Genomic DNA, 892 nt, shown 5'->3' on the forward strand with positions numbered 1-892 from the left:
CGTGAAGGTTGTCGCAGCAGTGAACGACAGCGGTCGCGCCGATGAATGGGTGCGGGCACACTACGGGCAGACCACGGGCAGACCGCACCGGGACTGCACGTGATGGCTTCACCCCGGCACTCGATCTTGAGGTGGTTCAGCGGCCGGTATCGAGATAAGGCTCGCCGTGCACGGCGCTCAGCACGATGTCGCGATCCTCGCCGATCAGTTCCAGGTACGACTGCAGCGTGCAGGCGATCTGCTCGGCGGCGATGTCGGACAGGCGGTCGGCCGGCTCTTCGACGACAACCTCGATCGGCTCTGCCTCGCCCCCGAGCACCTCATTGGGTACCGGCACGTCGGGTGTCGGCGTGCCGGCTGGCGGAAAAACGCCATCCGCCCAGCCAACGAGCAGGCTGAGCCTTAAATCAGCCGGAACCTCACTCGTGAGCCCTGTCGCTTGCTCGTCGGCACTCGGTCCAAGAGCGAGCAGGTTCCCGATTTTTCGTAAGTCGGTCAATGAATCCGCCGGTTTTCCAAGGCCCTCACCGCCACCTTCACCGGTGGCGTCGCCTTCGCCGCTTTCCTCGACTTCCGGTTCCAGCCGCGGGTCGGAGGCCGGTAGGCTCCCCAGCTCGAGGACGACGTCGTAGCGTTCCGTCGGGACCAACTCGTCGTCACGCACGAAGCAGACCTCGATGCCCGCCTCATGTCCGACCACCGATACGGCCGGTCCGCCGCGCACGGCGCCCGTGGGCTGGATACCGCAGCCCACGACCAGCAGCCCGATCAGAGCGAGTACGGCTGTGCGACGTTCCATTACCGTTCCACCTCTTCCGTCTCCGCAGCATGCGGGTAGCTGCCGGAGGGAACGTCCGTGCCACCAGGCTGTCCGGCAACCGGGAAATCGTCC

At 65.8% G+C, this 892-nt stretch carries 1 protein-coding gene; it reads right to left on the reverse strand.

Annotated elements, in window-relative coordinates; all coding sequences use genetic code 11:
* Positions 1–136: 136 nt before the first annotated feature.
* Positions 137–664 (reverse strand): hypothetical protein, encoded by a 528-nt coding sequence (locus tag ELR45_RS20025; RefSeq protein ID WP_205856923.1) that lies wholly within the window; start codon positions 662–664, stop codon positions 137–139.
* Positions 665–892: the final 228 nt, after the last annotated feature.

Origin of the sequence: Phytoactinopolyspora endophytica (assembly GCF_004138495.1) — a bacterium.
Taxonomy (GTDB): domain Bacteria; phylum Actinomycetota; class Actinomycetes; order Jiangellales; family Jiangellaceae; genus Phytoactinopolyspora; species Phytoactinopolyspora endophytica.